The sequence below is a fragment of the Ruegeria sp. H3 genome (genome assembly GCF_056533095.1).
Genome location: NZ_JBQFOD010000011.1, coordinates 16,682 through 42,407, shown reverse-complemented (window position 1 = coordinate 42,407; position 25,726 = coordinate 16,682). Strand labels below are relative to the sequence as shown.

Genomic DNA, 25,726 nt, shown 5'->3' with positions numbered 1-25,726 from the left:
CCTGAGGTCATCCCCTTTTTATCCAAGTAAGAGGGGATACCTACCGATGTCATTGCGCTTTGTCTGCCTGACATCTGCCCTTGCCCTGACCGCCGGTCAGGCCATGGCAGAAATGAACTTCAACCGAATTGCATCTTTCCCGGTCGTCAAGAACATGGCCGAAGGCGCGGACACCACCCGCGAAACCTCGCCCGAGATCATTGCGGCCACCGCAGATGGGATGACGCTGGTTTATACCGACAGCCCGCTAGGCGTGATCGGTATGATCGACATCACCAACCCGGCGAAGCCCGCACCGCTGGGCGCGATGGAGGTGGGTGGCGAGCCGACCTCGGTTGGGATTATTGATACAACGGCCTTTGTGGGCGTGAACACATCGGAAAGCTACACTGCGCCGTCGGGCAAGCTGATCTCGGTCGATATCGCGGGCAAGGCGGAAACCGGCGCTTGTGATCTGGGCGGTCAACCCGACAGTGTCGCCATTTCGCCTGATGCCAGCTTTGTCGCCGTTGCGATTGAAAACGAGCGTGACGAAGACCTGAACGACGGTGTTATCCCGCAGCTGCCCGCCGGTTCGCTGGCACTGGTGCCGCTGAAAGACGGCGCGTTGGACTGTTCGGACATGAAAATGGCCTCGCTGACCGGTCTGGCCGAGGTTGCTCCGACCGATCCCGAGCCGGAATTCGTTGACATCAACGACCTTGGTGAAACCGTTGTAACCTTGCAGGAAAACAACCACATCGCGGTTGTCGACAAAGATGGCACCGTGATCAGCCATTTCTCGGCGGGCAGCGTGGATCTGGAAGGCATCGACGCCACCGACGAACGCGGCGCGTTGATCTTTACGGAAAGCCAGCCCGGTCGCCTGCGCGAACCCGATGCGGTGAAATGGATCGATGACAATCACTTCGCCACCGCCAATGAAGGCGATTATGAGGGTGGCTCACGTGGCTGGACGATCTTCCATAAGGACGGCACCGTTGTTTATGAGAACGGCACCGATTTCGAGAAAGCCATCATCCAGATCGGCCACTACCCCGACAAACGCTCGGATAGCAAAGGTGTTGAGCCAGAAAGCGTGACAGCAGCGACCTTCGGCGGTACGCCGATGATCTTTGTGGGCGCCGAGCGCGCTTCGGTCGTGGGGGTTTATGACGCTACCGATCCGGCCAACCCGGTTCTGAAACAGTTGCTGCCCTCAGGCGTTGGGCCGGAAGGTTATGTGGCAATCCCCGATCGCAATCTGCTGGTGTCGGCCAATGAAAAAGACCTGATCGAAGATGGCGGCCCGCGCGCGCATGTCTCGATCTTTGAATACCAAGACGCCCCCGCCAACTATCCGCATTTGACCTCCGCAGGTGCAGATGAGCTGATTGGTTGGGGAGCTCTGTCCGGTCTGGTGGCGGATGAAGACGGCATGATCTATGCGGTCAACGACAGCTTCTACGGCTTCCAGCCGTCGATCTTCAAGATCGACCCCAGCCAGACCCCGGCGCGCATTGTCGATGTGATCCGCATCCACCGTCAGGATGGCAACCCGGCGCAGAAACTGGACCTGGAAGGCATCACTCTGGATGGCAAGGGCGGTTTCTATGTCGCCTCCGAAGGCCGCACCGACCGCGTCATCCCGCACGCGATCTACCACGTTTCAGCCGATGGTCTGATCAAGGACCGCAAGGGCGAGATCGGTCTGCCGCCGGAACTGATGGCGGTTGAGAAGCGTTTCGGCTTCGAGGGCATCACCAAGGTGGGCGATACCCTGTGGATGGCCGTTCAGCGCGAATGGAAAGACGACCCGGAGAACCACGTGAAGCTGGTTGCATATAATCTGGACACCAAGGAATGGGGTGCTGTGCACTATCCAAAGGCAGATCCAGAAACAGGCTGGGTTGGTCTGTCGGAAATTGTGGCCTATGGCGATCATGTCTATGTCATCGAACGCGACAACCAGCATGACCACCGCGCCGTGACCAAAAAGGTCTATCGCATCCCGCTGTCGGAAATGACCCCAGCCCCGCTGGGCGGTGAACTGCCTGTTGTCAGCAAGCAAGAGGTCCGCGACCTGCTGCCCGACCTGACATCAACCGGCGGCTACGTTCTGGATAAAATCGAAGGTCTTGCCATCCTGCCCTCGGGCGAAGCGTTCGTGATGACCGACAATGACGGCGTTGACGATGCCTCGGGCGAGACAATGTTCTGGTCGATCGGGTCGGTTTCGGCTGGGAATTAACTTGCTCTCAAAACGTTGAAGGACCCCGCACTAAACCGTGCGGGGTCAGTTTATTCATGGCGTCGGCTTAATGCGTAGAACAGCTGATGAACGAAACGATACTGGGGTGCCGATAGCGTAGCCTACTAAGTGGCAAGACTTACCCAGCTCGTGTTTCGCTGACTTGACTCGACGCAAGCGTCGATAAATCGAAGACCATGTATTCCGTCGTTTATTCCGGGTAATGAAACGTCGAGTTTTCCTCCCCGGATAAGCTTTGCTGCATCGCCATAAATGTTTGCAAAACCTTCCAAATATCCTTCTGGATGCCCGGGCAGTGTCCGGGTCTAGTTCGCCGAACGCTGGGCAACGCCAGCGCGGCTTGATCCTAGTCGTGCGCGGCGATTTATCGCTTTTTGGGTCTCTCTCAAATAACCTTAGATAGCTGGGTCAACCAATGACCCAGCCACCTTGGATTTGGACATCTAATTGCGGTGGACTGCGTTGTTTAGGCGCCTTGGAGGTTCGAAAGAGATAGAGCGCTTTGTCGCTATGACCTATCCCAGTTCGAGCAGCTTAAAACGTTGCTGCATCGGCAGTATTACGACCGATTGGGGGTTTGGTGGGATTATCTTGCCATTGCTTGAATTTAAGTACGCCCCCTACGGCTTTTCCAAACGCATCAATGTACTGACCTCCAGACATGTCTTGAACCTTTTGTTCAGCGTTCTGTTCGATGGATCCATCCACAGTCCCAACACGCGCGTTGGCATCAATAGGTCCGGTATCATTAGCCGTGTGAGCAGATTGAAAATGTGCTTCACCACCCAGGTAATAGTCACCGCTGGCCTTCTGTGACACAGACGATTTCTCAACCTTGTCGAAAACTGGACCTTCCGAACTCTGCGTGGCCTCAGGCTGAGAAAGATCAGTGTTCGGAGCGACACCTTTGCCGGGAACAGCCTGGAACTCCTGCGGGGTGCCCATATCTTGCGTCGCATCTAACGGAGAGAGATTGGCAATGAGGTTCACGACTTTCCCAACGACAGTTGTAGTCGTATCCGCGCCTTGGCCTGCCGTGTCCCGGGCCGCTTCCGACTGGCTGATCTGAGCGCCATGATGAACATGACCACCAGAGTGATGACCCGGTCTCGCCATGGCAGATCCTGCGGTCAGAGCGATTACCAATGCTGGCGCGACAATGAGTTTCTTAATTGCGTTGAAGTGTTCCATTTTTTCCTCCTTACCTTGCGGTTACATCTCCAACCTAAGAACAAGACAGCTTTTGTTATTGTGAGGGGAGCTCAGTTTTTTGGTAATTTCCGTCAAATTGCCAAGCTGTTGTTCAACTGCGTGACGCGGTGCTTCAATTTTCTGTCTCTGACAGCAAGTAAACGATTGCCTGGCATGGCCTTTGCGCATCGCTTATTATTGTATTCAATAGAAAAAGGCCCGGCTTGGTCCTGTTCCTGGGTTTCAGACGGCATACCAACATGAAAGAAAACAACATGACGTCTGATAGTCAGACTTGGAGTGTTCCCGGTTTTGGCGTGCATCACATAGCCAAACTGCTAGACAATCGTGGTTCAGATATCGCTGCGCTTCTGAGATCGGCCAATCTTCCCGTAGATGCGCATGAAACTCCTCCGAATTCTGTTGATGTGCGGAATGAGCTGCGTCTGTTGGAACTTGCCATCGAAGAATGCAGCGACCCCATGTTTGCAATCTCTGCGGGGATGACGTTCAACCCGCGAAAGACAACACTTCTCAGCTATGTCGTTTTGAATTCCCCAACCGTTGGTGAGGCAATCGAGAAAGCGGCCAACTACGCCCGTTTGGCGCGGAGCTTCGCCAAACTGTCATTCTATGAAGAAGAGCTTGGCATGTTCTTGCAGATAGATTCCGAAGCACAGCTTATGCATGCTGATGGGGCGCACAATGAATTTCGAATTTCCGCCCTGCTAACCAGTCTTCAGATTGCCGCCGAGACACCGCTGCCAGTGCTCGAGTTACGTTTTCCGCACGAATTGACCACAGAAAAGAAAACTCAGATCTCCGACGCACTCTCTGTCAATGTCAAACATAATCAAAGGGTTCCAGGTATACTATTTGATAAGGCAGTAATAGACATTCCGATCAAGGACACAGATCCTGCGTTGCTTTTGCATCTTGAAACGCATGTACAAAGCCTGATGAAGGATTTGCCGCCAGCCATCGGAGAAACAAGCTCGTTGGTTCAGGGTGAAATTACGTCGCGACTGTCATTTAGCGCGCCAACACAAGATGAAATCGCCAAGACGCTTGGGATGAGTGTCAGCACACTTGGGCGCAAACTTGCCAAAGAAGACACGACCTACAAGCAGCTTCTCAAGGATATTCGCAAAAGACTGGCCGAACAGTATCTTGATGATCCCAAGCTGAGTATTTCTGAAATTGCATTTGCGCTCGGCTACTCTGATCAGGCTGCGTTTACCAATGCCTATAAAGCTTGGACTGGCCAATCTCCGGGCAGCGTTCGAGCGGGCTAGAGTGCCTGTCAAGGTCCAGCCGGGCGCCCGCTGTTAACGCTTTGGCACATCTATGACCAGGCATCAGTGCACGAGTCGCAATCATCCGCGTGCGAATACTCTGAGTTCACAAAAAAGCCAGAGCCATCCAATTCACTGGTTTGGTGGCCATTGCCGCTCAATGGGCTCGCCACAGATACTCCCGCACTTACAAAAAGCGCGAACACGGTGGCGGATGTAATCATTACCTTTTTCATCTCTTGGCTCCTTTCAGTGAAGCGAATTTGATACGCTCTGCATGCATTCAATATGTCGATCTGTTGTGCAGAGTTATTGCGTTGGCACGTCAAGGTTTTGCGAGAAAACATCATGCTGCCCGGTATTTTTGACCAGCCCACCGGATCGCGGCTGGGTTGCTTTCAGCGTTGCGGTCATCCGAGCAAGCGCCGCAGCGAAGCCGCCAGTCGTGGATTTTTGATATCAGCGCATGGACCCCACTGGCATCCTTCGATCTTCAACCACAGAGGATAATAACGCCCACGTTGCGAATATCCCGATCCGAAAAAACAACGCCCCGCGTCTGGAGGAACGCGGGGCGTGTGTTGCGACAGTCTGGGAGGAGGCGACTGTCGCAGAACTTTCAGGTGTTAGTTGACCGCCTTCGCATCAACCACATCTTTTTCGATTGCCTTGGACGATGAAATCTCGATCCGGCGCGGTTTCAGCGCCTCGGGTACTTCGCGTTTCAGATCGATATTCAGCATGCCGTTTTCATGGCTCGCGCCGGTGACGCGGACATGGTCTGCCAGCGCAAAGCGACGCTCAAACGCGCGGGTGGCGATGCCACGGTGCAGATAGCTGCGCTCTTTGTCCTCGGCGGCTTTCTTCCCTGCCACGACAAGTGAATTTTCCTTCACTTCGACAGACAGGTCATCCTCGGAAAAACCGGCGACGGCCACGGAAATCCGGTAGGTGTCGGCATCGGTTTTTTCGATGTTGTATGGGGGGTAGCTGGGCTGTGCGACGTCATTGGTCAGAACGCGGTCCATCATGTCTGCGATCTGGTCAAACCCAATAGTGGCGCGGTGCAGCGGTGCAAAATCAAAAGTACGCATGTGTCGTATCCTCATCCTTGAGCGATTTACGAATTCAGCCCTCCAATTGGACGGGCGATTAGAGATACCGAACCCCATCTGTGGCGATCCGGTACAATTCACATGGGTAGCAATTTGACTGAGTTCAACCCCCGCCCGAGCTGATGAATTTCGCGCCCGAGCTGGATTTGTCGGACCCCACCTGCAAACGACGGATCGAGGCTTTGGGTTTGGGCGCATTGCTGCGCATGATCGCCTTTAACTCAGAGACGACATTTTTTAGTTCCATCCCAAACCCTATCTTCTCGCCACCGCGCACGCTGACTGCCGATACGACCGACAGAATCTGCCAACGCGCGCCGTTCTTTGCCAGGATCGCCGAACCGGACGAACCAAAAGTGATATCGCAGTTGAAGGTGATTAGCCCCAGACGCCGTTGCAGAATGCTGCAGGACCGTTCGCGTGTGATCGCCTCGGCCCGTCCGCGACCATAGGATGCAATGCTGATTTCCCCATTTGGAACACGCCCGTCATGCAGGGCAAATGGGTCAGCAACCGAATAGGGGATCGGTTCTTCCAGCCGCATCAGCGCAACATCATCCCGAATATTCTCTACGGACAAAGCTGCGCCCGCGTCATAGCCAGGATGTGGTACGATTTGCACCACTTTGCGTTCAGCCAGCGCAGTGCCATTGCTCAGCCCAGCGCGAAACGTGACTTCACCGGGCACATATGGCTTGCCGGTTGCCCTGTCCAAAGCACAATGCGCCGCTGTCAAAACCAGATCCTGCGCGATCAATGTCCCGGTGCAAAACGACTGCGTGCCAACGTCAAGCCGGCCGATCGCCTCCCACCCGTACAGGTCTTCACGATCCGTCAGTTTGCGCTTGTTGGCCTGCGCCTCGGCTGTTGTTGTCAAAAGGGCGAGACCGAAAAGAGCCGTAAGTATCGTTTTGATCATGGCTTGATAAACCTCGCTCCGACATTTTTGCCGCCACTGCCGCTCAAAGCGGATGAATCGATACCACGTCCGGCCTCAAGTTCAGCCTGTAACAATTCGAACGCCTTCTCGACAGTCGTACCGATTGCCACACTTTCCCCATTCATGCTGGCCTTTGCAGAGATAACCGAGACAACCTGCGGTTCTGGTTCAGAGAACAGAAACACCGGCGCCCCCGATGATCCGAAATTCACATCGCATGACATCACCACAACATCCGATTGCCGGTTCACGACCGAGCACACCTGTTGCAGCGAAGGAGCTTCGGCCCGATTTTGCGCATATGAGACCACACCTACCTTTTGGCCCCGCTTTGGCGCAGCACCGATCTCAAAAGGAGATACTGATATGTTTCTGATAGGCTGCCACAGCTCAACCAAGGCAACATCACAACCGAAGCTATTTTGGGATATCTTTGCTTGGAAACTATAATCGGGATGAATCGCCACGCGGCGCACATCGCGATAGGCCAGCGCTCTACCTAAGCGCCAGCCAGCGAGAAATTCCATATCCGCCGGATCGATAAGTTGGCCCGTGGATTTGTTGTACATGCAATGTGCGGCAGTCAGCACGAGATCTGGTGCAACCAGAGTGCCGGTGCAAAACCCAACACCTTTGATGTCCAGGCGCCCGACAGCCATCCAATCCCGCCCGGAATCCGATGTATCAAGGCTTTTCAGCCCACTATCCTGCGCGGTGGCCGCAATAGGCAGCACACAGAGCGCGATTGCTTTTATCCAGTTTCGCACGCGGTACTCCGCCCGATTCCCCCGGCCAACTGTCCTACGGGGCGGGTACGGCGAAAATAGGGCGGTCGGGGAATTTGCAGGTCGTGATGCGGCGGTGCATCACGCCGGTTCAGCGCAAGACTGGCACATCGGACGCCATATACCCAGTGCTCAACGCCCGTGGTTTCGGCCCGCCTGTGACCCAATCCAACAATTCGACGGTGTGCACAATCGGCACCTCGGTAGCCGAGCCAATCTGCATCATACACCCGATATTCCCTGCAGCGATGATATCAGGTTTTTTGGCTTCCAATGTTCTGACCTTGCGGTCTTTCAGCTTGGCAGAGATTTCGGGCTGCATCAGGTTATACGTCCCGGCACTGCCGCAGCACAGATGGCTGTCTGCAGGTTCGACCACTTTGAAACCCGCGCGTTTCAACAGGTCCTTGGGGTAACTTTTGATCTTTTGCCCATGCTGCAAAGAACAGGCCGCGTGATATGCAACCGTCAGGCCCTGGTCGCCCTGTTCGGGCATATCCAGCTGCATCAGCAACTCGCTGATATCCATAGTCATGCGTGAGACTCGCGCTGCATCCTCTGCCAGATCCTCATTGCGGAACATATGCCCGTAATCTTTTACGGTCGTGCCGCAGCCGGAGGTGTTGATCACAATCGCATCCAGGCCATCCCCATTCATCTCCTGCGTCCAGGCGCGGATGTTTGCAGCAGCGGCGGCGTGGCTGTCGCGGCTTTTGCCCATGTGGTGGGTCAGAGCGCCACAGCACCCTGCGCCTTCGGCCACTACAACCTCGCATCCCAATCGGGTCAACAGCCGGATTGTGGCATCATTGATATCGGTGTTCAGCGCCTTTTGCGCACAGCCTGTCATCAATGCGACGCGTTTCTTGCGCAGCGCTTTGGGTGCAAAGCTTTGAGGATCATCATTCCGACTGACCGGAGGAATGTATTTAGGTGCCATGTCCAACATCGCCCGCAATCGCGGATCGGGCATCAGCGACCGAAAAGGCCGCCCCAGCTTGGCCCCGATCAGCGCCCAGCGAAACCGCATCGGATAGGGTAGAATCTGCGCCAGAACCCAGCGCAAGACACGATCAGAGAGTGGGCGTTTGTAGTTGTTTTCGATGTATTCCCGCGCGTGATCGACCAGATGCATATAGTGCACGCCTGACGGACAAGTCGTCATACAGGCCAGACACGACAGGCACCGATCAATATGTTTCACCGTCTTTTCATCCGGCACACGCTCATTCTCGAGCATATCCTTGATCAGGTAAATCCGGCCTCGCGGGCTATCCAGCTCATCCCCCAGAACCTGATAGGTTGGGCACGTTGCCGTGCAAAATCCGCAATGCACACAGTTGCGCAGAATCTCATTTGCGCGCCGGGTTCCCGGGTCTTTCAGCTGGTCTTCGGTGAATGTCGTTTGCATCGGACTACCCCATAAGCCCCGGATTAAAAAGGCCTTTCGGATCGAACTTCCGCCGCAAGTCCCGCGTTAAGCCTGCCAGCGGTTCGGGCTCGGGCTGCAACCGGCCAAGTGTTTGAATCGTCTCTGGCACTGCGCGAACAAGCGTGGCGTGGCCATCGAAATCACCCAGTCGCGCGCGAATATCTGTTCCCGCATCCACAAGCGCCCAAACAAGCCCGCCACCCCAATCCAGCAGCAGGTTTTTGGCTTCCAACCGCGCCGCTACCTCTGCCGCATCCGAGGGTTTTATGGAAATGCGCCAAACATCACCTTCTTTGTCGGCAAACCTGCCCACATCCCGGATCGCGCGCCATGTTTCCTCTGGCCCTTCGATCTGGGCAGCCTCGCCATACACGGAAAGCTCACGTTGCAATTGATCGATCCGATACGCGACCGAGTCGGCAAACCCTTCGATCCGCAACAGAGCCTGACCCAATTCGGGATCATAAGCGGCACCGCTCACCTCAAACGGGGATTTCAACGCGGCCGACAGCATCTGAACTGCGGCGGACACCTGCGTGACTGGCATGCCTAATACTGCCACAGCCTCTGGCTTTGGCAGCACTTTCAGAGACACCTCGCCCAGCACTCCCAACGTGCCCCAAGACCCGGCCATCAGCTTGACCAAATCATAGCCGGTGACATTCTTCATCACTCGCCCGCCGTTTTTGATGATTTGCCCCCGCCCGTCGACATACCGCACACCCAGCAGAAAATCCCGGCACGCCCCGGCCTGTATCCGCCGCGGGCCCGAGATATTGGCAGCCACAACGCCACCAATCGTCGGCTCGCCCGCACTGCCCAGCAATGCACGATAGTCCGCAGGCTCAAACGCCAGTTGCTGACCTTCCGCTGCCAGTGCTGCTTCGACCTCTGCCACCGGTGTCCCGGCCTGCGCCACCAAAGTCAGCGCGCCCGGCTCATAGAGCGAAATTCCATTCAACCCCGCCGTACTCAAAACCGGTTCAGGCCCAAACACGCCGCGCGTTCCTCCGCCTTGAATACGCACCGGCTCGTTCAACCCGGCCACGATATCGGCCAGTTCCATCTCTGTCTCAGGTCTCATGTCACTTCTTCTGTTCAAAAATACCTCGGGGGAGGCGCGCAGAGCGCGACGGGGGCAGAGCGTCCTATTCCGCCGCCATCTGCGCCACGCGGCGGGCTTCGGACACATCCAGCGGAAACACCTTGGCCGGATTCAGCAGCCATTGCGGATCAAACACGTCCTTCACCGCCATCTGCGCCTCAAGGTCTGCAGGCGTATATTGATGCGACATCAGATCCCGCTTTTCGATACCCACCCCATGTTCTCCGGTAAGGCAGCCACCGACATCGACACACAGCTTCAGGATATCCGCACCAAAGGCCTCGCATTTCTCCAGATCACCGGGTTTGTTGGCGTCAAACAGGATCAGAGGGTGCATGTTCCCGTCGCCCGCGTGGAACACATTTCCGACTGACAGACCGTAGTCCTTGCTCAACTCACCAATGCGCCGCAGCACTTCGGGCAGAGACGACACCGGAATCGTACCATCGAGGCACATGTAATCGTTTAGTTGCCCGATCGCGCCAAAGGCCGACTTCCGACCCAACCAGATCTTGGCGCTTTCTTCGGGTGACTGGCTTTCACGCAACTCGACAGGGTTGTGGCGGTTGGCAATCTCGATGATTTTTGCCAGTTGGTCGTCAATCTCCTTTTGTGAGCCTTCAACCTCGACAATCAGCAAAGCTTCGCAATCGGGATATCCAGCATTGGCAAAGTTCTCGCAGGTCTGAATACACAGGCGGTCCATGAACTCTATCGCCACCGGCAGGATGCCCGATTTTATGATGTCCGAAACGCACTGACCGGCCACCTCATTGTCATCGAACCCCATCAGCACAGGCCGCGCGCCTTCGGGCTTGCGCAGGATACGCAGCGTCGCCTCAGTCACCACGCCCAACTGCCCTTCCGAGCCGCAGATAACCCCCAACAAGTCCAGCCCGCCGGAATCCAGATGCGCGCCGCCGATCTCGACCACGCGTCCATCCATCATCACCATCTTGACACCCAGCAGGTTGTTCGTGGTCACGCCGTATTTCAGACAATGCGCCCCACCCGAATTCATCGCGATGTTCCCCGCAATTGCACAAGCCAACTGCGACGAAGGGTCCGGTGCATAAAAGAAATCTTCTTCCTCAACCGCTCCGGTTACGCTCAGATTGGTGCGGCCGGTCTGAACGCGGATAAAGCGGTTGTCATAATCGGTCTCCAGCACGTCGTTCATGCGCGCCACACCCAGAATCACGCAATCCGCCGTCGGCAGCGCACCACCCGCTAGCGACGTTCCCGCGCCGCGCGGAACCACCGGCACGTCCTCCTCGTGGCAGATGCGCAAAACATCCGAAACCTCTTGTGTCGTCGACGGAAGAACCGCCAGCATCGGCGGGCAACGATACGCGGTCAACGCGTCACATTCATAGGCGCGTGTCTCAGCCGGGTCGTGGATCACAGCGTCCTCAGGCAAAACTCGCTGCAGTCGCGCCCGAACGCGGTGCTTTCGCGCAAGCACATCGGGATTTGGCTGGGGCATTTCCATAACTGATCCTCCAATTTGGTAAAATAATATTACCAATTTCTGCATCTGGCAAGTTTCGATCTTCCGACTTAGTGTCGCAGTCATGTCCTGGATCGCTCAATCCCTTCCTTTTTCCCTGCCCGACTATGCCGCTTTGCTGCTGTTGCTGGGGTCCTGGCTTTGGATCGGTTGGCGGGTTGAAAACGCCTCCGCCCAGAAGCCTTCGGTCAGTCGTATCATGGATGGCTATCGCCGGGACTGGATGAAGGAAATGGTCACCCGACAGCCGCGCATGTTCGATGCGCAAGTGGTTGGCACGATGCGGCAGGGAAGCACGTTTTTTGCCTCGACTACTATGATCGCTATCGGCGGAGGGCTCGCCTTGTTGGGCAATCCTCAGCGTTTGGCCGGGCTGGCCGAGGATTTGGCACTGGGTACAGCACCCGCATTGGTATGGGAGGTCAAGATATTGATCATCCTTCTGTTTCTGGCCAATGCATTCCTGAAATACGTCTGGGCACATCGCCTGTTCGGCTATTGCGCGGTGCTGATGGCCGCAGTCCCGAATGAGCCTGACGACCCCACAGCTTACCCACGCGCCGCACAGGCAGCCGAGATCTGTGTCACCGCGGCGCGCAGTTTCAACCGCGCGCTACGTGCTACCTATTTTGCCCTGGCCGCCGCGGCTTGGATATTGGGACCAATCCCGTTGATTCTGGGCACGATGATCACGATGGCCATGCTCTATCGGCGGGAATTTGCATCGCAATCGCGCACGATTTTGCTCGACACCGGATCGTGATCGTCATGGTGGGCAAGACAAGGTAAGATCACCACATGAGATACCTTGTTCTTTACGCCCTGCTGGCCACCCCTGCCTTTGCCGATGCTCCGGTGATCGAAAACGTTACCGCCCAGCGCAGCGGTGAAAGCTGGCGATTCGACGTCACCATCCGGCACCCGGACACAGGCTGGGACGATTACGCAGACGGCTGGCGTGTTTTGGACATGGACGGGACCGAATTGGGAATGCGCGTGTTGCACCACCCGCATGTTGATGAACAGCCCTTCACCCGATCCCTTGGCGGAGTTGCCATTCCAGAAGGCACCACCCAGGTCCAGATCCAAGCTCGGGACAATGTCGGGGGGTGGAGCGACGACACCACCGTGATCGACCTGAACTGAGGGTCAGAACACCCCTAGGCTTAGACCTGCTGCCATCGCTGCGCCAATTTCGCGGCATTTATCCAACTCATTTTCGGGGATGACCTTCTCGGCCAGTATCGCCTCGGGCGTCTGCGCATGGGTGCACAGGATCAGCGGCGGCTGCACTTCTTTCAACCGCCAGCCGGTGGCGATGCGGGCGGTTTGGCGTGCGGCATTCTCTCCGTCGGACCCGGCGCAGATCATCTGTGCGTAGGGGCGACCCTCGATCCGGCCCAGAACTGGATAGTAGCTGCGATCGAAGAACTCTTTCATAAGGCCCGAAATTGCGGCGAGGTTTTCGGGGGCGCAGAAAATGTAGCCGTCGGCGGCCAGCAAGTCTTCGGGCCCGGCCTGATCAGCGGTTTTCAAGACGATACCTGCCTCATCCCCACCCGCCTCAGCTGCCGCCTCAGCCATTTGCCGGGCACCGCCAGTGCGTGAATGATAGACAATCAGAAGCTGCGCCATGTCAGACTCGTTTTAAACCCGGTGATAGGGGCCGCCCGACAAGATGGTTGCGGCCCGATACAGTTGCTCGGCCAGCATCACACGGACCAGCATATGGGGCCAGACCATCGACCCAAATGAGATGGAAAAATCGGCCCCGGCCCGCAGATTAGGGTCTATTCCGTCGGCTCCGCCGATGATCAGCGCCAGATCCTGCCGCCCAGCGTCGCGCCAGTTCCCCAGCTTTTGGGCAAAATCCGGTGAGGACATCAACCGTCCGCGCTCATCCAGCGTACAGATCACCGCTCCTTTGGGCAGCGCCTTGCGCAGTAACCCGGCCTCGGCCCCCATCCCTGCGTTTTTCTTGTCTTCAACCTCGATCACCCGCGCAGGACCAAGGCCCAGGCCACGGCCGGTGCGGTCGAAACGGGTCAGGTAATCGTCAAGCAGGGACTTCTCGGGTCCGGCGCGCAATCGCCCGACCGCAACTATGCTGATACGCATATCTCTCTCGCCTTCGGCCCTTCAATACAGGCCGGGATGGCGCCTCAGTTAGCTGAGGCGCTGCCGCCCGCAGGCTGCCACATCTTTTCCAGCTGGTAGAATTCACGCACTTCGGGGCGGAAGATATGGACGATCACATCGCCCGTATCGATCAACACCCAGTCGCCGGCATCCTTGCCTTCGACCTTCGAGGTGAAACCAAACTCCTGCTTGATGCGATCCGTCAGCTTTTCCGCCATGGCCGCGACCTGGCGGGTCGACCGACCCGAAGCAATCACCATGTGATCCGCAACCGAGGACTTACCACGCAGATTGATCTGCACGACATCTTCGGCCTTGTCATCGGAAAGTGAGGAAAGGATGCGTTCAAGCAGCTTGTCGCTGATTGACTGAGAGTGGGCCATCACTGCGGCCCCGTCTTCGGCAGGCAAACCCGCCTGGGTATGTAGAGACAGGACATAGTCCTCCTTTGCTATACGCCGCCAAATCCCCGGCGCCGGGATAGTCATAAAGTAACAAGCGCCCCGTGACATTTCAATGAAGGCCCGAATGCAATCTTTGTTCAAATCGAATCTGGTGCATCGATGCATAATTTGTTGGCCAAAAAGTAGGGGCATAGCACCAATAAGAGCCTAAAATTTCATTCTTTCGAATCATTCTTTACTGTTATATAATAAATTATTGCTTGAAAGAGATAAGCTCATGCGACACCGCGTTACACATATGGCGAAATGGCTTAACCGACTAACCAATGGCGCGATCTTCGTGATCCCGGCTTTGGCGATCTACGCAGCCGTCAGCGGTGAAATTCCTTCTTTGTCCAAGGCATGGTCCGATGCGCATTTCGTCCGTTTCATTGCTTTGGCGGTGATCGCAGCGATTGGGTTGGCATTGTTGATCCGAATGCTATGGATCCTGCGCTCAATCCTAAAAGACTGCGTACGCGGCGCTGTTCTCGTGCCTGAGACTACGGAAAACGTGCAGCGTTTGGGACGGGCGATACTGGCGCTCGCTGTGTTCCAATCCTTTGACAACACATTGATCAGCCTTGCTGAAAGCATCGGAAAAGCCAGCGGAGATCGTAGCCTAGTGGTGAGTTTTGGCTCATCAGACCTTCTCATGCTGCTATGCGCGGGGCTTGTCTATCTGATTGGATGGATCTTTGCCGAAGCCGTATCGATCGATCGCGAGAATCGGGAATTCGTTTGATGCAGATAATCGTGCGGCTTGATGTCATGATGGCCAAACGCAAGATCAAGGGGCGTGACCTTGCATTGGCGATCGGCATCACAGAGCAGAATTTGAGTCTTTTGAAATCCGGCAAAGTCAAAGGTGTGCGGTTCGAAACACTTGCCAAGTTGTGCCAGGTCTTAGACTGCCAACCGGGCGACTTGCTGGAAGCCATGATAGACGACCCGTCCATTTCCCTTGAACCAATCTCAAGCGGATAGTATCTGGTGCCCATGAGACTCAATGTGGCCCAAGAACAAAATCTAGAAGATCGCGCGCGCCTGCGCGAGAGGTTCTATGGGGCTGCCCGCACGGTTCTGGCCCGCCTACCCGCGGCCTAAGCCACCTCGCCAGCTATTTCTCATTACATACGGGGAGAGGACAGATGTCCCCCAAAACACTCTATGACAAGATCTGGGATGCCCATGTCGCGCATGAAGCCGATGATGGCACCTGCCTGCTTTATATCGACCGCCATCTGGTGCACGAAGTCACCAGCCCACAGGCGTTCGAGGGCCTGCGTATGGCGGGACGTCAGGTACGCGCACCGGAAAAGACAATTGCCGTGCCCGACCATAATGTGCCCACCACGCCGGATCGTGTGAACGGAATTGAGAACCCGGAATCGCGCATTCAGGTTGAAGCGCTGGATAAGAACGCCAAGGATTTTGGCATTCACTACTACCCTGTGCATGACGTTCGTCAGGGCATCGTCCACATCGTCGGCCCCGAGCAGGGTTGGACCCTGCCCGGCATGACCGTTGTGTGCGGCGACAGCCACACGGCGACCCACGGTGCGTTTGGTGCGCTGGCACACGGCATCGGCACATCCGAGGTTGAGCACGTTCTGGCCACGCAGACCCTGATCCAGAAGAAATCCAAGAATATGAAGGTGGAAATCACCGGCAAATTGCAGCCGGGCGTGACCGCTAAAGACATCACCCTGGCTGTGATCGGCGAGACCGGTACTGCTGGCGGCACAGGTTATGTCATCGAATATTGCGGCGAAGCCATCCGTGATCTGTCAATGGAAGGCCGCATGACCGTCTGCAACATGGCGATTGAAGGTGGCGCGCGCGCAGGCTTGATCGCGCCGGATGAGACCACCTTTGAATATGTCAAAGGCCGCCCGCATGCGCCCAAAGGCGCCCAGTGGGAAGCCGCGATGGACTGGTGGAAAACGCTCTATACCGATGACGGCGCGCATTTCGACAAGGTCGTGACCCTGCGCGGTGAAGATATCGCGCCGGTCGTCACCTGGGGTACCAGCCCCGAGGACGTGCTGCCGATCACCGCAACCGTGCCGAACCCCGAAGATTTCGAAGGCGGCAAGGTCGATGCGGCTCGCCGTTCTATCGAATACATGGGTCTGGAAGCGGGTCAAAAGCTGAGTGATGTCGAAATCGACACTGTTTTCATCGGCTCCTGCACCAACGGCCGGATCGAAGACCTGCGTGCTGCGGCTGAGATCCTGAAGGGCAAGAAGATCAAGGACGGTATGCGCGCCATGGTCGTCCCCGGTTCGGGTCTCGTGCGCGCTCAGGCTGAAGAAGAAGGTCTGGCCGAGATCTTCAAGGAGGCCGGGTTTGAATGGCGTCTGGCAGGATGTTCGATGTGTCTGGCGATGAATCCCGACCAGTTGCAGCCGGGCGAACGCTGTGCCGCGACCTCGAACCGCAATTTCGAAGGCCGTCAGGGTCGGGGCGGACGCACCCACCTGCTGAGCCCGGCGATGGCTGCCGCTGCGGCGATCACGGGACGGCTGACAGACGTTCGTGAATTGATGTAAGCTGCCCTCAAATCTAGATTTTTGAGGAATAGATAACATGAGTGACTGGATCAAATGGCTGGTGCTTGGACTGCTGTCCATCGCATTCGGCGTGTTCGCTTTGGGCAACGCTGTTGCTGCGTCGTTGGCCGTAACAGTGGTAACCGGGGTGTTGCTGTTGATTTCTGGCGCGCTGCAAGTGGTCGGCGGGTTCACCGTAGAGGGCACCGGCAACAAGGTTCTGTCGCTCATCATGGGTGCGGTCATGCTGTTTTTGGGCTGGTCCTTTTGGGCTCACCCGTTGGAAGGCACGCTGACTCTGGCAACCGTGATGCTGATCCTGTTCATGGCAGGCGGCATTGCGCGGGTTGTTCTGTCGTTCCAAATGAAAGGCACACAGTTCTACTGGCCCACGCTGATCTCTGGCATCTTGTCGATCATCCTTGCCGGTATCATCTGGTCTTATGCAACAGCGGAACCGGCGGCATTGCTGAGCTTGCTGGGGATCCTGCTGGGCATCGAGATGCTGTTTAACGGGTTCGGATTGGTCTTCATGGCGCTCTTCATCAAGAACGCACCCAAGGAATTGACTGAGACTTAAAAGCGGGACACGGGCGCGGCCCTACCCCGCAGGAGTGTAGACATGGAAAAGTTTGACAAAGTCCACGGGGTGGCCGCCCCAATGCCACTGATCAATATCGACACCGATATGATCATCCCCAAAGTGCATCTGAAAACCATCAAACGGTCCGGCCTTGGCGTCGTTCTGTTTGATGAGATGCGCTATCATGATCACGGCGGCGAGAACGAAGAGTTTGTTCTGAACAAACCCGCTTATCGCAACACCGAGATTCTGGTGGCAGGTGACAATTTTGGCTGCGGCTCGTCGCGCGAACACGCACCTTGGGCGATCAAGGATTTTGGGATCAAGGTTGTGATCTCGACCAGCTTTGCTGACATCTTCTTCAACAACTGCTTTAAGAATGGCATCCTGCCCATCGTGGTTGAAGAAGAGCATCATTCGGTTCTGATGGACGATGCGCACAAGGGCGAAAATGCCCGTATGACCGTGCATCTGGAAGATCAGCAGATCACCACATCGGACGGGGTGGTTATCGAGTTTGACATCGACCCTCACCGTAAGCACTGCCTGTTGAACGGTCTGGATGATATCGGCCTGACGATGGAAAAAGACCACCACATCGACAAGTTCGAGGATCACGCGAGTCAGGCCCGACCCTGGGTATGATTCTGTGGATGATTCTGTGGGCACTCAACCCTATGGGGTCGCAGTCGCGACCTCATTCGCATTTTAGGGGTTGAAAATCGCAAAACCACAACATCTAGGTATCAAATTGAGATACACGTCGGATTTGCGTCGAAAATGATGCAATCCCGCACCAGTTGCGCCATCTTTTTGCCCGAAATCACGTGTTATCTGCACCCTGGCTTGAGCGGAATGCCGCTTATCGTCCAAGGTGTCGGAAACGAGGCATCCGTCACTTTAACAAACGGGCGGGCACAAGTTGGAACCAAGTTGGCAAAGACCGGCTGGTCCAGTTTGAAAAAGGGTTCGGATAGTGATTGCGCGCACATCAGGGGCGGCGATACGTGGAATATTGGTCGCGCTTATGGTGCTGACCCCCGCGTTGTACCTGCCAGTAACATCGACGAACGGGACCGAAATAGTGGTCTTTCTCGCGATACTCGCGTTTATTCTGACATTTGCCGAATATAACTCTGCCTTTCCAAGCTTTATCGAATTTCGCGACGCCCCACCGGTGAATCGGTTGCGGTTTGTTGGACTGTTCTCGATGGTCACGTTCCTGACGTTGATCTGTAAGAATGGCTACGCTCCGACACAGCTGACCACATTCTCGTATTCTGTGGGTCTGGCAGTCGCAAATGTGGTCGATTTCCCGTATTCGCCGGTGCGCCTGATCGTGCTGATGCTGCCGGCTGATGCCAGCGCGCCGCTGGTAGAGCTGGTGCGCATAACCGCAAGCATCGCCTATGTTGCGGCGCTGGTAACGATTGCAAGCTTTGCCTATGCGGTGAAACTGAGGGGCTGGCCAACCGGAAATGGGGCATTCAATGTCTGGACCAACCTGCCACTGTTTGACCCCACCAAAGGCGGAGACGTGGTCAATCGCCTTCAGCGCGATGGCCGTCTGAATATCTGTATCGGCATTCTACTACCTTTCCTGATCCCTGCTGTGATCAAGCTGCTGACCAACTTCGCCAATCCGATCTCGCTGAGCAATCCGCAGACCCTGATCTGGACCATGAGCGCCTGGGCCTTCCTGCCCGCCAGCATGATCATGCGAGGCATGGCGACCATGCGCATTGCCGGGCTGATCGTCGAAAAGCGCCGCGCCTATTCAACATCCGAGACCGCTCAGGCCGCATGATCCGCGCCCTGATCCTGCTCTTGCTGCCCGTCGTGGCGCAAGCAGACGTGGTGCGTATTGCAACCTACAATACCGAGCTCAGCCGCAAGGGCCCTGGACTTCTGCTGCGCGACATCCGGAGGGGTGACCCGCAGGTTCAGGCCGTTGTCGATGTGCTGACATCCGCGCGCCCAGATATCGTCGCGCTTCAGGGCATCGATTGGGACATGGACGCCCTTGCGCTGACCGCGCTGGCCGGCGCGTTGCGCGAGGCCGGGTTGGACTATCCCTATCTCTTCACAGCTCAGCCAAATTCCGGGCTGGAAACGGACCTTGATCTGGACGGGGATGGCAAAACACACGGCCCCGGAGACGCGCAGGGTTGGGGGTTCTTCACCGGCCATGGCGGGATGGCAGTGCTTTCGCAGTTTGAAATTCTGAGCGCCGAAGCGCAGACGTTCGAAACGCTGTTGTGGCAGCAATTGCCCGGGGCAGAGCTGCCGGTATCTGATGGCAAACCCTACCCGTCAAGGCAAGCGCATGACGCGCAACGCTTGTCATCAACCGGTCACTGGATCGTACCGATCAACACACCTCTGGGTCGGCTGGACCTGATGACCTTCCATGCAACGCCCCCAGTGTTTGACGGCGCCGAAGATCGCAATGGGTTGCGCAACCGGGATGAAATCCGATTCTGGTCTGTGCTGTTGGACGGTAGTCTTGGCCCCGCACCAAGCACCCCCTTTGTCATCGCGGGTGACGCCAATCTCGACCCGCGACACAGTGATGGCCGGACCGAGACCATCGCCGCATTGCTCTCCGATCAACGCCTACAGGACCCGCAACCCAAGTCTCCTTTGGGCGAGATCGCAACCGTGCATTGGAAAGCGGTTGGCGCGCTTCGTGTAGACTATGTATTACCATCCGCCGATCTGCAGGTTTTGGATGCGGGCATATTCTGGCCGCATCCCGACGATGAGCAAAGAGACAGCGCCGAGCAAGCCAGCCGTCATCGGCTGGTTTGGGTGGACGTTACGGCGCGATGAGACTTCGCGGTACTCAAAGACCCGATCCTGTTCTTGTGCGCGATGGCCGACCGCAACGCCTGATCCAAATCGGTATGCGGTACATCCTCGATCAGTTCTGACAGGAATGTGCCATCCAACTGGTGTGGAAGATCCCACAAGTATCGCATCTCAAGCAGGTGCGGGGCCATTCGCCAAAACGGGCGTACCAGTTGTATGGGCCACCATTCCATCTTAGCAATCGCAACCTCCTGCCCGGTAACACGGGACAGCGATTGCGCTATCTCGGTGCCCGTCAGCGTGTAGCCGGGAAATGGGACGTCGCAGAATCCAGGAAACTCATGCCGCATCTCGGCCAGCATCACTGCGGTGCGGGTCAAATCAGGCAGATAGGCCCAAGCATGCGGGATATCTGGGTTGCTGGGATATGTCAGACGACCCTTGGACAAACCTTTGATCATGATCTGATCGAACCAATTGCCCGAAGCGCAAGTGTCGATGAAATCGCCCGCGCGCAAGATGATCGTCCGGACGGATGAGCTGCGGTAGGCCTCCTCCATCTCGATCCTGATCCGGCCCAGCGGGTTTTGAGCCCGATGCGGGCTGCCTCCGTACCAGGGGCCCGGGGTCTCTGCACCGAAGACATAGACATTGCCGGGTACGATCACGGTTGCCCCTGCCTGCGCCGCCACATCGATCACCTGACGATGCAAGCCAGGCACCAATCGCGCCCAATCCGTATAAGGCGGGTTCCAGGCGTTGACGATCACGTCAACCCCTTGCGCGGCCTTTTCCAGACTGTCCGCTTTGCGATTGAATGTGCGAACAGACCAACCGGCCTCTTGAAACGCTAGGCTAGCGTTGCGGCCAAATCGGCCATTGGCCCCCAGAATAAGCACAGTTTGCTGCATGACACGCTCCTTTCCGGATCAATCTAGCCATGCAAATACTTAAATGAATTGCCGAAAACCGCAGAACGTGTATTCATTTTTGAATGGACAGATCTATCACCCATTCCGACTGGTCCCTGATCCAGAGCTTTCTGGCGGTGGCCGAAACCGGATCTTTATCTGCTGCCGCCCGACGCCTGGACCGTAGCCAGCCGACGCTGGGGCGCCAGATCCACGCACTTGAGGATGAGCTGGGCGTATCCCTATTCGACCGCCATGCGCGCGGGCTTAAGCTGAGCGAGGTAGGCACGCAGTTGCTGCCAATGGCGCAGCAAATGCACTCGGCTATGAGCACCTTTAGCCTGACGGCAGCCGGGCAGTCGCAACAGCTGGAAGGTTCGGTCCGCATCACAGCATCAGTGTTTGCCTCACATCACCTGCTGCCTCCTATTCTGGCGCAAATCCGCGCCCAAGAACCTGCCATTCAGCTGGAACTGGTCGCCACGGATGCGACCGAAAACCTGTTGTATCGCGAGGCCGACATAGCCGTGCGCATGTACCGGCCCGAGCAGATGGATATCGTCTCGCGGTATCTCGGGGATGTTCCTTTGTGTTTCTGTGCCGCCACCTCGTATCTGGACCGTGCAGGGCGGCCAGAAAAACCCGAGGATCTGTTCGATCATGATCTGGTTGGCTTCGATGCCAATGAGCAGATCATCACCAAAATGCGCCAAAAGGGTTGGCCCGCCAGCAAAGGAAGCTTTACTACTCGCTGTGATCTGCAAAGCGCCTATTGGGAGCTGATCCGCGCCGGATGTGGTATCGGGTTTAGCCAGGTTCAGGTGGCCGAGGCTGACCCGCTTGTCGAAGTTCTTCCGCTGGATGTTGATATCCCGGTGCTTCCTGTCTGGTTGGCCGCGCCACAAGCGATGCGACAAACACCCCGAATCCGCCGGGTCTGGGACCTGCTGGCCGAGGGATTGAAGGCCTCTCTCTGACCAGTTCTTTGCGCGGATGACCCAGAAACTCGATTTCCCGCATAGAACCTACATTTAAGCCCGCTCGTCTCATTGACCCGATGCGGCACAGACGCTAGGGCCTTTGCTGTCAAACGCAAGGAGATCCTTCATGTCCAACCCCTCGCTCCTCATCCTGCCCGGAGACGGAATTGGCCCCGAAGTCATGGCCGAAGTACGCCGCATCATCGACTGGTTCGGCACCAATCGCGGCCTGGAATTCGACGTGAGCGAGGATCTGGTCGGCGGTGCGGCCTATGACGCCCATGGCAAGCCATTGTCAGACGAGACCATGGCCAAAGCGCAAGAGGTCGACGCGGTTCTACTGGGCGCTGTCGGCGGTCCTAAATACGACGATCTGGATTTCAGCCTTAAGCCCGAGCGTGGTCTGCTGCGCCTGCGCAAGGAAATGGACCTGTATTCCAACCTGCGCCCGGCACAATGCTTTGACGCGCTGGCTGATTTCTCATCGCTGAAGAAAGACATCGTCGCAGGTCTGGACATCATGATCGTGCGCGAGCTGACCTCGGGCGTCTACTTTGGCGAGCCGCGCGGCATTTTCGAGGAAGGCAACGAGCGCGTGGGTATCAACACTCAGCGCTATACCGAATCCGAAATCGAGCGCGCCGCGCGTTCGGCCTTTGAACTGGCGATGCGCCGGAACAAGAAGCTGTGTTCGATGGAAAAGGCCAATGTGATGGAGTCGGGAATTCTGTGGCGCGAAGTGGTCGAGCGTGTAAGCGCCGATTACCCCGAAGTCGTGCTGTCACATATGTATGCCGACAACGGCGCCATGCAGCTGGTCCGCGCGCCCAAACAGTTCGACGTGATCCTGACCGACAACCTGTTTGGCGACATCCTGTCGGATTGCGCCGCGATGCTGACTGGTAGCTTGGGCATGCTGCCCTCGGCCAGCTTGGGTGCACCGATGGCCAATGGACGCCCCAAGGCGATGTACGAGCCGGTGCATGGTTCGGCCCCCGACATCGCCGGCGAGGGCAAAGCCAACCCGATCGCCTGTATCCTCAGCTTTGCCATGGCGCTGCGCTACAGCTTTGATCAAGGCGCCGAGGCTGGCCGCCTGGAAGCTGCGATCGAAAAGGTTCTGGCCGATGGCGTGCGCACCGGTGATCTGTTGGCGGATGAGGGTGTTCAGCCGGTTTCGACCTCGGAAATGGGCGATGCCATTCTGGCGGCACTGGACGCAAGCGTCTAAGTCCTGCCACAGCTGAAATTCAAAAGGCGGTGCCCAGCGCACCGCCTTTTTTAGTTACCGCCAAAGATACCCTTCAGCAGGTTGTTGATGTCTTCGGCAAAACCACCCTGCCTGCGACGCGGCTGCGGCTGTGCCACTTGAACGGGCGGTTCCGGCACGATCATCGGCAAGGGTGTTGGCGTCATCCCTTCGGTCACGCGCACCATCGTCTCTTTCCAAATCTCGGCAGGCAGGCCGCCACCAGTGACACCGGACAAGGGCGTGTTGTCGTCATAGCCCATCCACACACCGGCCACATAGTCTGCCGTAAATCCGATGAACCACGCATCGCGCGCCGCCTGCGTTGTCCCTGTTTTGCCCGCAACCTGCCAGCCCGGCAGCTTAGCCCGCCCGCCAGTGCCTTCGGACACAACACGTTCCATCATCCAGGTCAGCTGTTTCGCGGCGCTGTCATTGATCACACGCTCGCCGATGCCGGTGGTTGTCACCATAACAGGTTCGGTCTCGCCCAGCAGCTTCAACTCGGTCAGGCCATAGGGCTCAACCGATGATCCGCCGTTCAGGATGCCTGCATAGGCGCCGGTCATCTCGATCAGCGTGCTTTCAGACGCGCCCAGCGCCAGCGCCGGACCCTGTGCCAGATCGCTGGCAATCCCGAAACCGCTAGCGACGGTCCGCACATTGTCCAGCCCTGCAACCTCGGCCACTTTCACAGCCGGAATGTTCAGAGAATTCTTCAACGCATCCGCCAGCGTGACACGACCATAGAACCTATTCGTGTAGTTCTTTGGGCACCATTCACCCGATCCCGGAATGCTGACGCAATAGGGCTCGTCCATCACGGTGGCATAAGGTGAATAGCCCAGCTCCAGCGCTGTGGCATAAACAAAGGGCTTGAATGAGGACCCGGTCTGGCGCAGTGCCTGAGTGGCCCGGTTAAACGCGCCCGAGACCCGGGTTTTACGTCCGCCGACCATGGCGCGCACCGCCCCATCCGCTGACATCACGACAATCGCCGCCTGCGCCTTGGACCCTTCGCGCACCTTTTCCTGAAAGATGTATTGCAGCGCCTCTTCGGCAGATTTCTGGATACGCTGATCCAGTGTGGTGCGGATCACCACATCTTCGGTGGTGTTGCGCGTGAAAAACTCCGGCCCGCTGGCCATGACCCAATCGGCGAAATAGCCGCCCGCCCGCGCAGCGGCAGCGGCGGATAGTTCTGCCGGACGCGCACGCGCCTCGCTGGCCTGTGCGCCTGATAGATACCCCTGATCCTCCATTAGACCGACCACAAGCCGGGCGCGATCTTGTGATCGTTGCAAGCTGTTGGTGGGGGCATAGCGCGTGGGTGCGACCAGCAGTCCGGCCAGCATGGCCGCTTCGGCCGGAGAGACCTCGGCTGCTGATTTGCCAAAATACCGCTGGCTGGCAGCTTCGAACCCACGTGCACCGGCCCCCAGAAACGCACGGTTCAGATAGATCGTCAGGATTTCGTCCTTGGAGTATTTAACCTCCATCGCCAGCGCATAGATCGCCTCTTTGCCCTTGCGCCACAGCGAGCCCTGACGGCAATCCGCTTCATACGCAGCCTCGGACTCCCATTCGGTTGGGTCATAAGGCACACCCAGACACAGCAGCTTGGCTGTCTGTTGAGTGATGGTCGACCCGCCATGGCCCGACAGCGGCCCACGCCCTTCGCTCAGGTTGATACGCACCGCGCTGGCAACGCCGCGCGGGCTGACGCCGAAATGGCGATAGAACCGCTTATCCTCGGTCGCGATGACCGCGTTTTTCAGATGGGGTGAGACCGTATCTGCCGTGATCACCCCGCCAAACTGATCACCGCGCCAGGCAAAAACCTTGCCATCCCGATCCAGCAGGGTCACCGATCCGCGCGCGCGCCCGTCCAGCAGGGCATCCGCATCGGGCAACGAGGTATAGACAACGCCAACTGCCAAAGCGATCAGCATCGCGACAACAGCGCCCACGCGCCATGTGACACCCCAGATCAGTCGCCAGACCCAACGGAACAAACGGCGGAAAAACCCCCCGCCATTGCCACCCGAACGCTTGCGGGTCTTCTTTCGAGCCGTCTTGCGCGTTGCCGTCTTTCGGGCGGTGGATTTCTTACCCGCCGGTTTCGCAGCCCGCTTGGTCGTCGAAGGCTTGCGCCCCTTCGACGGGTATCGTTTATCCGCGACCAATCTTGGCTTGCGGCGCTTGGACTCAGTCATGCTCAAACTCTGCCCGGTTATTCTTTTGGCACACCATACCCCGGCGACATAGCTATGTAGAGGTCCGATTTTCCGGAATTTTCCCTCTCATATTCGCCTAATTTTTAGCCGTTCGGCAAGTTTTGTGCAAAAATTGTGCAACTTTGCGTCATTTTCGAACCGTTTAACGACGGGGAATCGTTCCTAAACGCCCCTCCTCAGGCTCTTTTTCTGCA

The 25,726-nt window shown here is 57.0% G+C and carries 25 protein-coding genes; 13 read left to right on the top strand and 12 right to left on the bottom strand.

Annotated elements, in window-relative coordinates; all coding sequences use genetic code 11:
- Positions 1–46 precede the first annotated feature (46 nt).
- Positions 47–2,230 carry an esterase-like activity of phytase family protein gene (locus ACR0JE_RS13735; RefSeq protein WP_480864555.1) on the top strand — a complete coding sequence of 728 codons (2,184 nt, stop codon included), beginning with the start codon at positions 47–49 and terminating at the stop codon, positions 2,228–2,230.
- Between the two features lie 555 nt (positions 2,231–2,785).
- Here the strand turns inward: ACR0JE_RS13735 and ACR0JE_RS13730 are convergent.
- Positions 2,786–3,442 (bottom strand): hypothetical protein, encoded by a 657-nt coding sequence (locus tag ACR0JE_RS13730; protein ID WP_480864554.1) that lies wholly within the window; start codon positions 3,440–3,442, stop codon positions 2,786–2,788.
- A gap of 260 nt (positions 3,443–3,702) precedes the next feature.
- Here ACR0JE_RS13730 and ACR0JE_RS13725 point away from each other — a divergent pair, with 260 nt between their 5' ends.
- The gene (locus ACR0JE_RS13725) at positions 3,703–4,737 is read left to right on the top strand and encodes an AraC family transcriptional regulator (RefSeq protein ID WP_480864553.1); all 1,035 of its coding nucleotides are present in this window, start codon (positions 3,703–3,705) and stop codon (positions 4,735–4,737) included.
- Between the two features lie 626 nt (positions 4,738–5,363).
- Here the strand turns inward: ACR0JE_RS13725 and ACR0JE_RS13720 are convergent.
- The 6 genes from ACR0JE_RS13720 to ACR0JE_RS13695 all read right to left on the bottom strand — a co-directional run bounded on the left by ACR0JE_RS13720 (position 5,364) and on the right by ACR0JE_RS13695 (position 11,606).
- Positions 5,364–5,831 carry an Hsp20 family protein gene (locus tag ACR0JE_RS13720; RefSeq protein WP_480545224.1) on the bottom strand — a complete coding sequence of 156 codons (468 nt, stop codon included), beginning with the start codon at positions 5,829–5,831 and terminating at the stop codon, positions 5,364–5,366.
- A gap of 124 nt (positions 5,832–5,955) precedes the next feature.
- Positions 5,956–6,771 (bottom strand): trypsin-like serine peptidase, encoded by an 816-nt coding sequence (locus tag ACR0JE_RS13715; RefSeq protein WP_480545225.1) that lies wholly within the window; start codon positions 6,769–6,771, stop codon positions 5,956–5,958.
- The gene (locus tag ACR0JE_RS13710) at positions 6,768–7,451 is read right to left on the bottom strand and encodes a trypsin-like serine peptidase (RefSeq protein ID WP_480864644.1); all 684 of its coding nucleotides are present in this window, start codon (positions 7,449–7,451) and stop codon (positions 6,768–6,770) included. Before ACR0JE_RS13710 ends, ACR0JE_RS13715 begins: the two co-directional genes overlap by 4 nt.
- A 217-nt stretch (positions 7,452–7,668) precedes the next feature.
- Complete coding sequence (gene glcF, locus ACR0JE_RS13705; protein WP_480864552.1) at positions 7,669–8,988, bottom strand: glycolate oxidase subunit GlcF; 1,320 nt, start codon at positions 8,986–8,988, stop codon at positions 7,669–7,671.
- Between the two features lie 4 nt (positions 8,989–8,992).
- The gene (locus ACR0JE_RS13700; protein ID WP_480864551.1) at positions 8,993–10,093 is read right to left on the bottom strand and encodes an FAD-binding protein; all 1,101 of its coding nucleotides are present in this window, start codon (positions 10,091–10,093) and stop codon (positions 8,993–8,995) included.
- A 64-nt stretch (positions 10,094–10,157) separates the two neighbouring features.
- A complete protein-coding gene (locus ACR0JE_RS13695; protein ID WP_480864550.1) occupies positions 10,158–11,606 on the bottom strand; it encodes an FAD-linked oxidase C-terminal domain-containing protein in 1,449 nt (482 codons plus the stop codon).
- 82 nt (positions 11,607–11,688) lie between these two features.
- Here ACR0JE_RS13695 and ACR0JE_RS13690 point away from each other — a divergent pair, with 82 nt between their 5' ends.
- On the top strand, positions 11,689–12,387 hold the full coding sequence (locus ACR0JE_RS13690) for a DUF599 domain-containing protein (protein ID WP_480864549.1): 699 nt from the start codon (positions 11,689–11,691) through the stop codon (positions 12,385–12,387).
- Between the two features lie 35 nt (positions 12,388–12,422).
- Positions 12,423–12,770, top strand: a complete 348-nt coding sequence (locus ACR0JE_RS13685; RefSeq protein ID WP_480864548.1) for a hypothetical protein — start codon at positions 12,423–12,425, stop codon at positions 12,768–12,770.
- A gap of 3 nt (positions 12,771–12,773) precedes the next feature.
- Here the strand turns inward: ACR0JE_RS13685 and ACR0JE_RS13680 are convergent, their stop codons facing one another.
- The 3 genes from ACR0JE_RS13680 to rsfS are packed head-to-tail and all read right to left on the bottom strand — an operon-like array spanning position 12,774 to position 14,149.
- Positions 12,774–13,259, bottom strand: coding sequence for a flavodoxin family protein (locus tag ACR0JE_RS13680; RefSeq protein ID WP_480864547.1), 486 nt, complete (start codon positions 13,257–13,259; stop codon positions 12,774–12,776).
- Between the two features lie 12 nt (positions 13,260–13,271).
- The gene (gene rlmH, locus ACR0JE_RS13675; protein WP_480864546.1) at positions 13,272–13,742 is read right to left on the bottom strand and encodes a 23S rRNA (pseudouridine(1915)-N(3))-methyltransferase RlmH; all 471 of its coding nucleotides are present in this window, start codon (positions 13,740–13,742) and stop codon (positions 13,272–13,274) included.
- Between the two features lie 44 nt (positions 13,743–13,786).
- The gene (gene rsfS, locus ACR0JE_RS13670; RefSeq protein WP_480545259.1) at positions 13,787–14,149 is read right to left on the bottom strand and encodes a ribosome silencing factor; all 363 of its coding nucleotides are present in this window, start codon (positions 14,147–14,149) and stop codon (positions 13,787–13,789) included.
- Between the two features lie 295 nt (positions 14,150–14,444).
- Here rsfS and ACR0JE_RS13665 point away from each other — a divergent pair, with 295 nt between their 5' ends.
- The 7 genes from ACR0JE_RS13665 (at position 14,445) to ACR0JE_RS13635 (ending at position 20,176) form a co-directional block, all read left to right on the top strand.
- On the top strand, positions 14,445–14,951 hold the full coding sequence (locus ACR0JE_RS13665; RefSeq protein WP_480864545.1) for a hypothetical protein: 507 nt from the start codon (positions 14,445–14,447) through the stop codon (positions 14,949–14,951).
- Positions 14,897–15,193, top strand: coding sequence for a helix-turn-helix domain-containing protein (locus tag ACR0JE_RS13660; protein ID WP_480864544.1), 297 nt, complete (start codon positions 14,897–14,899; stop codon positions 15,191–15,193). The genes ACR0JE_RS13665 and ACR0JE_RS13660 overlap by 55 nt, the downstream gene beginning before the upstream one ends.
- Before the next feature lie 164 nt (positions 15,194–15,357).
- Positions 15,358–16,761, top strand: coding sequence for a 3-isopropylmalate dehydratase large subunit (gene leuC, locus ACR0JE_RS13655; protein ID WP_480864543.1), 1,404 nt, complete (start codon positions 15,358–15,360; stop codon positions 16,759–16,761).
- Positions 16,762–16,798: 37 nt separating this feature from the next.
- The gene (locus ACR0JE_RS13650) at positions 16,799–17,341 is read left to right on the top strand and encodes an HdeD family acid-resistance protein (protein ID WP_480864542.1); all 543 of its coding nucleotides are present in this window, start codon (positions 16,799–16,801) and stop codon (positions 17,339–17,341) included.
- A gap of 42 nt (positions 17,342–17,383) precedes the next feature.
- Positions 17,384–17,989, top strand: a complete 606-nt coding sequence (gene leuD / locus ACR0JE_RS13645) for a 3-isopropylmalate dehydratase small subunit (RefSeq protein WP_480864541.1) — start codon at positions 17,384–17,386, stop codon at positions 17,987–17,989.
- A 331-nt stretch (positions 17,990–18,320) separates the two neighbouring features.
- Entirely contained in the window at positions 18,321–19,151 is an 831-nt protein-coding gene (locus tag ACR0JE_RS13640; protein ID WP_480545238.1) for a hypothetical protein, read from the top strand.
- On the top strand, positions 19,148–20,176 hold the full coding sequence (locus ACR0JE_RS13635) for an endonuclease/exonuclease/phosphatase family protein (RefSeq protein ID WP_480864540.1): 1,029 nt from the start codon (positions 19,148–19,150) through the stop codon (positions 20,174–20,176). The genes ACR0JE_RS13640 and ACR0JE_RS13635 overlap by 4 nt, the downstream gene beginning before the upstream one ends.
- Here ACR0JE_RS13635 and ACR0JE_RS13630 read toward each other — a convergent pair.
- Complete coding sequence (locus ACR0JE_RS13630) at positions 20,140–21,066, bottom strand: Rossmann-fold NAD(P)-binding domain-containing protein (protein ID WP_480864539.1); 927 nt, start codon at positions 21,064–21,066, stop codon at positions 20,140–20,142. The two genes, ACR0JE_RS13635 and ACR0JE_RS13630, sit on opposite strands and share 37 nt — an antisense overlap.
- Positions 21,067–21,149: 83 nt before the next feature.
- Here ACR0JE_RS13630 and ACR0JE_RS13625 point away from each other — a divergent pair, with 83 nt between their 5' ends.
- A complete protein-coding gene (locus tag ACR0JE_RS13625) occupies positions 21,150–22,043 on the top strand; it encodes a LysR family transcriptional regulator (RefSeq protein ID WP_480864538.1) in 894 nt (297 codons plus the stop codon).
- A gap of 130 nt (positions 22,044–22,173) precedes the next feature.
- Positions 22,174–23,277: a 3-isopropylmalate dehydrogenase gene (leuB, locus tag ACR0JE_RS13620; RefSeq protein WP_480828142.1), complete on the top strand. Its 1,104-nt coding sequence runs from the start codon at positions 22,174–22,176 to the stop codon at positions 23,275–23,277.
- A 50-nt stretch (positions 23,278–23,327) separates the two neighbouring features.
- Here the strand turns inward: leuB and ACR0JE_RS13615 are convergent, their stop codons facing one another.
- Complete coding sequence (locus ACR0JE_RS13615) at positions 23,328–25,511, bottom strand: transglycosylase domain-containing protein (RefSeq protein WP_480545243.1); 2,184 nt, start codon at positions 25,509–25,511, stop codon at positions 23,328–23,330.
- Positions 25,512–25,726: the final 215 nt, after the last annotated feature.